At 45.6% G+C, this 6,074-nt stretch carries 4 protein-coding genes and 1 pseudogene; 2 read left to right on the top strand and 3 right to left on the bottom strand.

Annotated elements, in window-relative coordinates:
* Nucleotides 1-97: 97 nt before the first annotated feature.
* Nucleotides 98-280, bottom strand: coding sequence for a hypothetical protein (locus tag H6F50_RS24010; RefSeq protein ID WP_190430621.1), 183 nt, complete (start codon nt 278-280; stop codon nt 98-100).
* Between H6F50_RS24010 and H6F50_RS24005 the strand changes: the two genes are divergently transcribed.
* Nucleotides 279-1,580, top strand: coding sequence for a P-loop NTPase fold protein (locus H6F50_RS24005; RefSeq protein WP_190430620.1), 1,302 nt, complete (start codon nt 279-281; stop codon nt 1,578-1,580). The genes H6F50_RS24010 and H6F50_RS24005 overlap by 2 nt on opposite strands.
* Complete coding sequence (locus tag H6F50_RS24000) at nt 1,577-5,518, top strand: AAA family ATPase (protein WP_190430619.1); 3,942 nt, start codon at nt 1,577-1,579, stop codon at nt 5,516-5,518. The genes H6F50_RS24005 and H6F50_RS24000 overlap by 4 nt, the downstream gene beginning before the upstream one ends.
* Before the next feature lie 62 nt (nt 5,519-5,580).
* Here H6F50_RS24000 and H6F50_RS23995 read toward each other — a convergent pair whose 3' ends face one another.
* Both H6F50_RS23995 and H6F50_RS27375 read right to left on the bottom strand, forming a co-directional pair.
* Nucleotides 5,581-5,766: a PCP reductase family protein gene (locus H6F50_RS23995; RefSeq protein WP_190430618.1), complete on the bottom strand. Its 186-nt coding sequence runs from the start codon at nt 5,764-5,766 to the stop codon at nt 5,581-5,583.
* Nucleotides 5,767-5,981: 215 nt separating this feature from the next.
* Nucleotides 5,982-6,074, bottom strand: a pseudogene (locus H6F50_RS27375) (IS630 family transposase); the annotation flags it as partial.

The following is a 6,074-nucleotide window of genomic DNA, read 5'->3' as shown; positions in this document are numbered from 1 at the left end:
CGCCCGTCTGAAGGCGCTCGGATTGAGGACTTTCAACTGTTGGTAGAGCATGAGCAGATTCAGTAACGCTTACCTACTTTTGGCTCATTTTCTTGATTCATGCAAGAGGTCTATTGAGAAGAAGCGATCGCTTAGCGTAATCATTGCGGGTGCGATCGCTTGTTGAAGCAGGACTTCCCAGCAGGATGCCTTGAGCCATTGAGCGCTCAAAGCGTTTTACGGAATGGGTAGAATGGCGGCGGTAGAGAGTAAAGATCAGCCCGGTTGCGAGGAAATTCATGACACTGGATTTGCAGAGGTTTTATCAGGCGTGTAACCCTAGCCCTCTGAACATGGGCAATGCCGAGGAGCGAAAGTATTACATCGATTTCTCCTCAGTGCGCGGTGGCAATATTATCCGCGAGTTGGGACGAACCGTCACCCGTCTTTCACCTGATAAGCCGACCTGCCAATTGTTTACAGGACATATCGGCTGTGGCAAGTCTACAGAATTGCAGCAACTTAAGGCTGATTTAGAACAGCAGAGATTTCATGTCGTTTATTTCGAGTCTAGCCAAGTCTTGGAAATGGCAGACGTTGATGTTACAGATATCATGCTGGCGATCGCTCGTCAGGTGAGTGCAAGCCTGGAAGCGATTCAAATCAAGCTTAAACCAGGCTACTTTACTAATTTATTTACTGAAATAGCAGACTTTTTGCAGACACCGATAGATGTTTCGATGGAAGCTGAGTTGTCTGTGGGCATCGGCAAGCTGACTGCTAAAACTAAAGATAGTCCCAAGCTTCGCAATCAGTTAAGGCAATATTTAGAACCACGCACGAATGGGATTCTAGAAGCGATTAACAAGGAACTATTTGGAGTTGCTAGAGAAAAACTTAAGCAGCAAGGCAAAAAAGGACTGGTAGTAATTATCGATAATCTGGATCGACTGGAAAACTCGGTAAAGCCAACCGGGCAAATTCAGCCAGAATATTTATTTGTAGAACGGGGAGAACAACTCAACCAGCTGAATTGCCATGTGGTCTATACGATTCCACTGGTGTTGATTTTTTCAAACGCTTTAGGAAGGCTGACGAATCGATTTGGGGGAGATCCCAAGGTGTTGCCGATGGTGCCCGTGCAGGTACGTTCTGGCGGTGAATCAAAAGAGGGGATGGCGCTGCTGCAACAGATGGTACTGGCAAGAGCCTTCCCCGACGTAAATGTAGTAGAGCGTGTCAATAAAATTACAGAAGTTTTTGATAGTCCTGAAACTTTAGCCCGCCTGTGCCGTGTAAGTGGCGGTCATGTGCGGAACCTGCTGGTGCTGCTTTCCCGCTGTCTTGAGCGAGACGATCCACCTCTGTCGCGGGATTGCCTTGAAGGGGTGATTCGGCAACGCCGGAATGCGCTAATCTTGGCACTCACTGAGGATGAATGGATATTGCTGCGGGAAGTGGCACAACAGAAAAGCTTAAGAGGAGAGGAACGATACCAAACTTTAGTGCGCGATATGTTTGTATTTGAATACCGAGACGAAGATGGGTCTTGGTTTGATATCAATCCAATTTTGCGAGAAGCGAAAGAACTTCAGCTATGACTAACTCGCATCAACTGGAAGATGTTGCTGCTAATAACGAGAGTTCGCTGAAGGCCCTGGTACGGGCAATTAGGCTGTCTCAAGGGCAATTTCGGCTAATTTTGGCGCGGTGTAACTATGGGGCGTTGCGCGATTACATGGTGCAACGCCTGCGGGAGTTATCCTCAGTGAAGATTCGAGAGTTAAACTTGCCTGCATCTGTCAAGACACTCTACACAATCCTACTTGCAGAACTAGGAGATGAAAAGCCGTCAGCCGTGATGGTTTTTGGTTTGGAGTCGGTGAACGACCTCAACACGGTTCTCACTTCAACCAACCAAGTAAGGGAGGAGTTTCGCCAAAATTTTCCGTTCCCACTGGTGTTGTGGGTTAACGACCAAGTTCTACAAAAGTTGATCCGCTTAGCACCAGATTTTGAGAGTTGGGCAACGAGTGTTGAGTTTGCACTCTGTACTGATGAGTTAATTGATTTTTTGAAGCAAAATACAGATGCGTTATTTACTGGCAATGTAATTACTAATTTAGAAACTTGCTGTGAAATAGAAGCAGCTTTTCAGGATTTGCAAAGTCGCGGACAAGAATTAGAGCCAGAGGCAGAAGCGGGTTTAGAATTTTGTCGCGGCTTAGATGATTATGCAAATAATCAAATAAATGCTGCTATAGAACATTATCAAAAAAGTTTAAGATATTGGCAGGAAAGGAAACATCTAGAGCAGCAAGGTAGATTGCTACTTAATATTGCCTTATGTTATTACAGCAAGGCTGAACAAAATCAGCGGTATTGGGAAGAAATCTGCTATTATCTTCAGCAATGCCTTGATGTTTTTGAGCAAGCTGAACGTCCGGATTTGGTCGCTAGCCATATTAGTAAACTTGGTGACGTTTTGCGACAGCTACAAGCATGGGAAGATTTACAAATTCTTGCCCAAAAAGCTGTTAATCTACACCAAAAATACGGAGATTTAAGCCAATTAGCTCAAGATTACGGCTTTTTTGCAGAAGTAGCTCTAGAGCAATCGCGCTGGGATGATGCGAATCAATTAGCTCAACAAGCATTGCAAACTTTAGATAGGATTCCAAGTATTCAGCCATACAAGCGGGGTTTATATCGATTTATTTTAGCGCGATCGCAATCGCATTTAGGTTTAGTTGAAGAAGCTGTTGTTAACTTAGAAAAAGCTAGGGAAGAAGCAATTCCACAGTATAATCCAAAACTTCATGTTGATATTTTGGAAGAGTTGCAATTGCTTTATTACCAGAAAGGGGAATATTTAAAAGCCTTTGAAATTAAACGAGAAAGAATTTCAACTGAGTTTCAATACAATTTTCGAGCTTTTGCGGGTACGTCTCATTTACAACCAAAACAGCAGGTAATTCACCCATTATTACAAACTGGTCAGGAAGCAATCATTTCTCAGGAAATTGCTGCTTCTGGGAGGGAACAAGATGTTAAGCGGTTAATAGAAAGAATTAGTAGTAATCAACATAAACTAATCGTAATTCACGGTCAGTCAGGGGTAGGAAAAAGTTCGATTCTGAGAGCAGGGTTAGTTCCAGTCCTGAAACAGCAACCAATTGGAGAGCGAAATGCTTTACCTGTTGTAGTGCGATTTTACACTGATTGGGTTAGTGCATTGGGCAGGGATTTAGCGGAGGGATTGGAAGAAAAGGCGATCTCGCAATGCCATGAAGATTCCCCCCAGTCCCCCTTAATCAGGGGGGAGCAAGAAGAGCCAATTAGTCTGCCTTTTCAAGCCCTGTTAGGGGAAGTTTTAAATTCAACGGCGGCGATTATTGAACAGTTGCGAAAGAATGCAGATTGTAATCTGTTAACTGTTCTGATATTTGACCAATTTGAAGAGTTCTTCTTTGTTTACCGAGAGCAAACTAAAAGATTAGATTTTTATGATTTTTTGCAAGCCTGCCTGGATATTCCTTATGTAAAGATTATCTTGGCTTTGCGGGAGGATTATTTACATTATTTGTTGGAATGCAATCGTATCCATCAAATGGCTGCGGTTAACAACAACATACTTGATAAAAATATTCTGTATTATTTAGGAGATTTTTCAAGTACCGAGGCAAAGTTAGTTATTGAAAATTTAACCAAACGCTCCAAGTTTTACTTAGAGCCAGCGTTGATAGAGGAACTGGTGAAGGATTTGGCGGGAGAGCTGAAAGCGGTACGTCCGATAGAGTTGCAAATTGTTGGGGCACAACTCCAGTCAGAAAAAATTACCACTTTAGAACAGTATCGGTGTCTGGGGGACAACCCGAAAGTAGAACTGGTGGAGCGACATTTAGCAGAAGTTATCCAAGATTGCGGCTCTGAAGAAAACAGAAAACTAGCTCAACTGGTTTTATACTTGCTCACCGATGAAAATAATACTCGTCCTCTGAAAACTCGTGCGGAGCTGGCACAGTCTTTAGAATTAAAAGCTGACAATCTGGCTTTAGTTTTAGGGATTTTACTGAGTTCGGGGTTAGTGGTGCGAGTGCCAGAATCTGCCGGAGACCGCTATCAACTGGTTCACGATTATCTGGTGGCATTTATTCGTCAGCAACAGGGAGCTGAACTATTAGCAGAACTGAGTAAGGAGAAAGAGCAACGAAGACTTAGTGAAGAGAAATTAAAAGAATTTCAGATAGGGCAAATTGATGCTCTTAGTCGTTATTCCGGTGCACTATTTTTTTCAAATAAAGAGTTTGATGCGCTAATAGAAGGTTTACGGGCAGGAATCGCACTCAAGCAAGCAGGTGGAGCAAAAACAGATATCGAGATACAAGTTGTAACTGCACTGCGACAGGCGGTTTACGGGGTGAGAGAGCGCAACCGATTGGAAGGGCATCACGCAGCAGTCTGGAGCGTCAGTTACAGCCCAGATGGCAAGACTTTGGCTTCTGCAAGTAGTGACAACACCCTCAAAGTGTGGAATCTGGCAACGGGTAAACCCATTGCGACCCTCCAAGGGCATCACGAAGCAGTCTGGAGCGTCAGTTACAGCCCAGATGGCAAGACTTTGGCTTCTGCAAGTAGTGACAACACCCTCAAAGTGTGGAATCTGGCAACGGGTCAAGAGATTGCGACCCTCCAAGGGCATAACGAAGGAGTCATGAGCGTCAGTTACAGCCCGGATGGCAAGACTTTGGCTTCTGCAAGTAGTGACAACACCATCAAAGTGTGGAATCTGGCAACGGGTCAAGAGATTGCGACCCTCCAAGGGCATCAGGCAGCAGTCTATAGCGTCAGTTACAGCCCGGATGGCAAGACTTTGGCTTCTGCAAGTGATGACAACACCATCAAAGTGTGGAATCTGGCAACGGGTCAAGAGATTGCGGTCCTCCAAGGGCATCGCGTAGCAGTCTGGAGCGTCAGTTACAGCCCGGATGGCAAGACTTTGGCTTCTGCAAGTAATGACAACACCATCAAAGTGTGGAATCTGGCAACGGGTCAAGAGATTGCGACCCTCCAAGGGCATCGCGCAGCAGTCATTAGCGTCAGTTACAGCCCAGATGGCAAGACTTTGGCTTCTGCAAGTAGTGACAACACCATCAAAGTGTGGAATCTGGCAACGGGTCAAGAGATTGCGGTCCTCCAAGGGCATCGCGCACCAGTCAGGAGCGTCAATTACAGCCCGGATGGCAAGACTTTGGCTTCTGCCAGTGATGACAACACCATCAAAGTGTGGAATCTGGCAACGGGTCAAGAGATTGCGACCCTCCAAGGGCATCGCGCAGCAGTCATGAGCGTCAGTTACAGCCCGGATGGCAAGACTTTGGCTTCTGCAAGTGATGACAACACCATCAAACGGTGGAATCTGGATCTGGACGATTTACTGGTGCGCGGTTGCGATTGGGTACGCGATTATTTGGAGAACAACCCTAATGTGAGTAAGAGCGACAGAAGTCTCTGCGACGGTATCGGCACCCAAAAGTAGCTGCTAGGATGCGATATAACTTATCCAATACCATAGCAAGCGCCATACCAAGGGCGATGCGCTCACTGCCCAAATTCTAGCCGCGCCTGCTCTACTAAATCAGCGGTGACAACTTCCAAACCCCCTGCACGAGCGATCTGCTCAATTCGCTGACGCGCTTGGGAACGGACAAAAAAAGGAATATTTTTCAGCTTTGCCTTTGCTTCCGGCGTCCACTGTAAAACATCTGTAAAATCAGAATCGCGCATGGTACACCAGCCCTTAGCTATCAGCCGTTCGGCTTTTAGCTGGTAAACTTAATCGCATTTTATCAAGTAGCGATCGCTTTCGCGTATGCCGCTCCTAGCGGCTCCTCGCGCCATGACACACCAACCTTAGGAGAATCAATTCTTTGGCTAAGCTTGCTTTAGCTTCTTCTGTGCCCTCTTCGTTCAACTAATAAATATAGCAATCGCCAAGGTAATTAGGACGACAAGCATAAGACATGCTCGATTGCATCTCGCAAACAATTAAACTGGTCGAGTTGTTTGCGGATGCGGCTCTTGAGCCAAGACCA

This window comes from Coleofasciculus sp. FACHB-712 (genome assembly GCF_014695635.1).
In the GTDB taxonomy this organism is placed as follows: domain Bacteria; phylum Cyanobacteriota; class Cyanobacteriia; order Cyanobacteriales; family FACHB-T130; genus FACHB-T130.
The sequence above is the reverse complement of the archived record's forward strand: the minus strand, read 5'-3'. Positions and strand labels throughout refer to the sequence as shown.

Excerpts from the sequence above, each read along its gene's own strand:
- H6F50_RS23995 (WP_190430618.1), bottom strand. The coding sequence starts at position 5,766 with ATGCGCGATTCTGATTTTACAGATGTTTTACAGTGGACGCCGGAAGCA.
- H6F50_RS24010 (WP_190430621.1), bottom strand. The coding sequence starts at position 280 with ATGAATTTCCTCGCAACCGGGCTGATCTTTACTCTCTACCGCCGCCAT.
- H6F50_RS24005 (WP_190430620.1), top strand. The coding sequence starts at position 279 with ATGACACTGGATTTGCAGAGGTTTTATCAGGCGTGTAACCCTAGCCCT.
- H6F50_RS24000 (WP_190430619.1), top strand. The coding sequence starts at position 1,577 with ATGACTAACTCGCATCAACTGGAAGATGTTGCTGCTAATAACGAGAGT.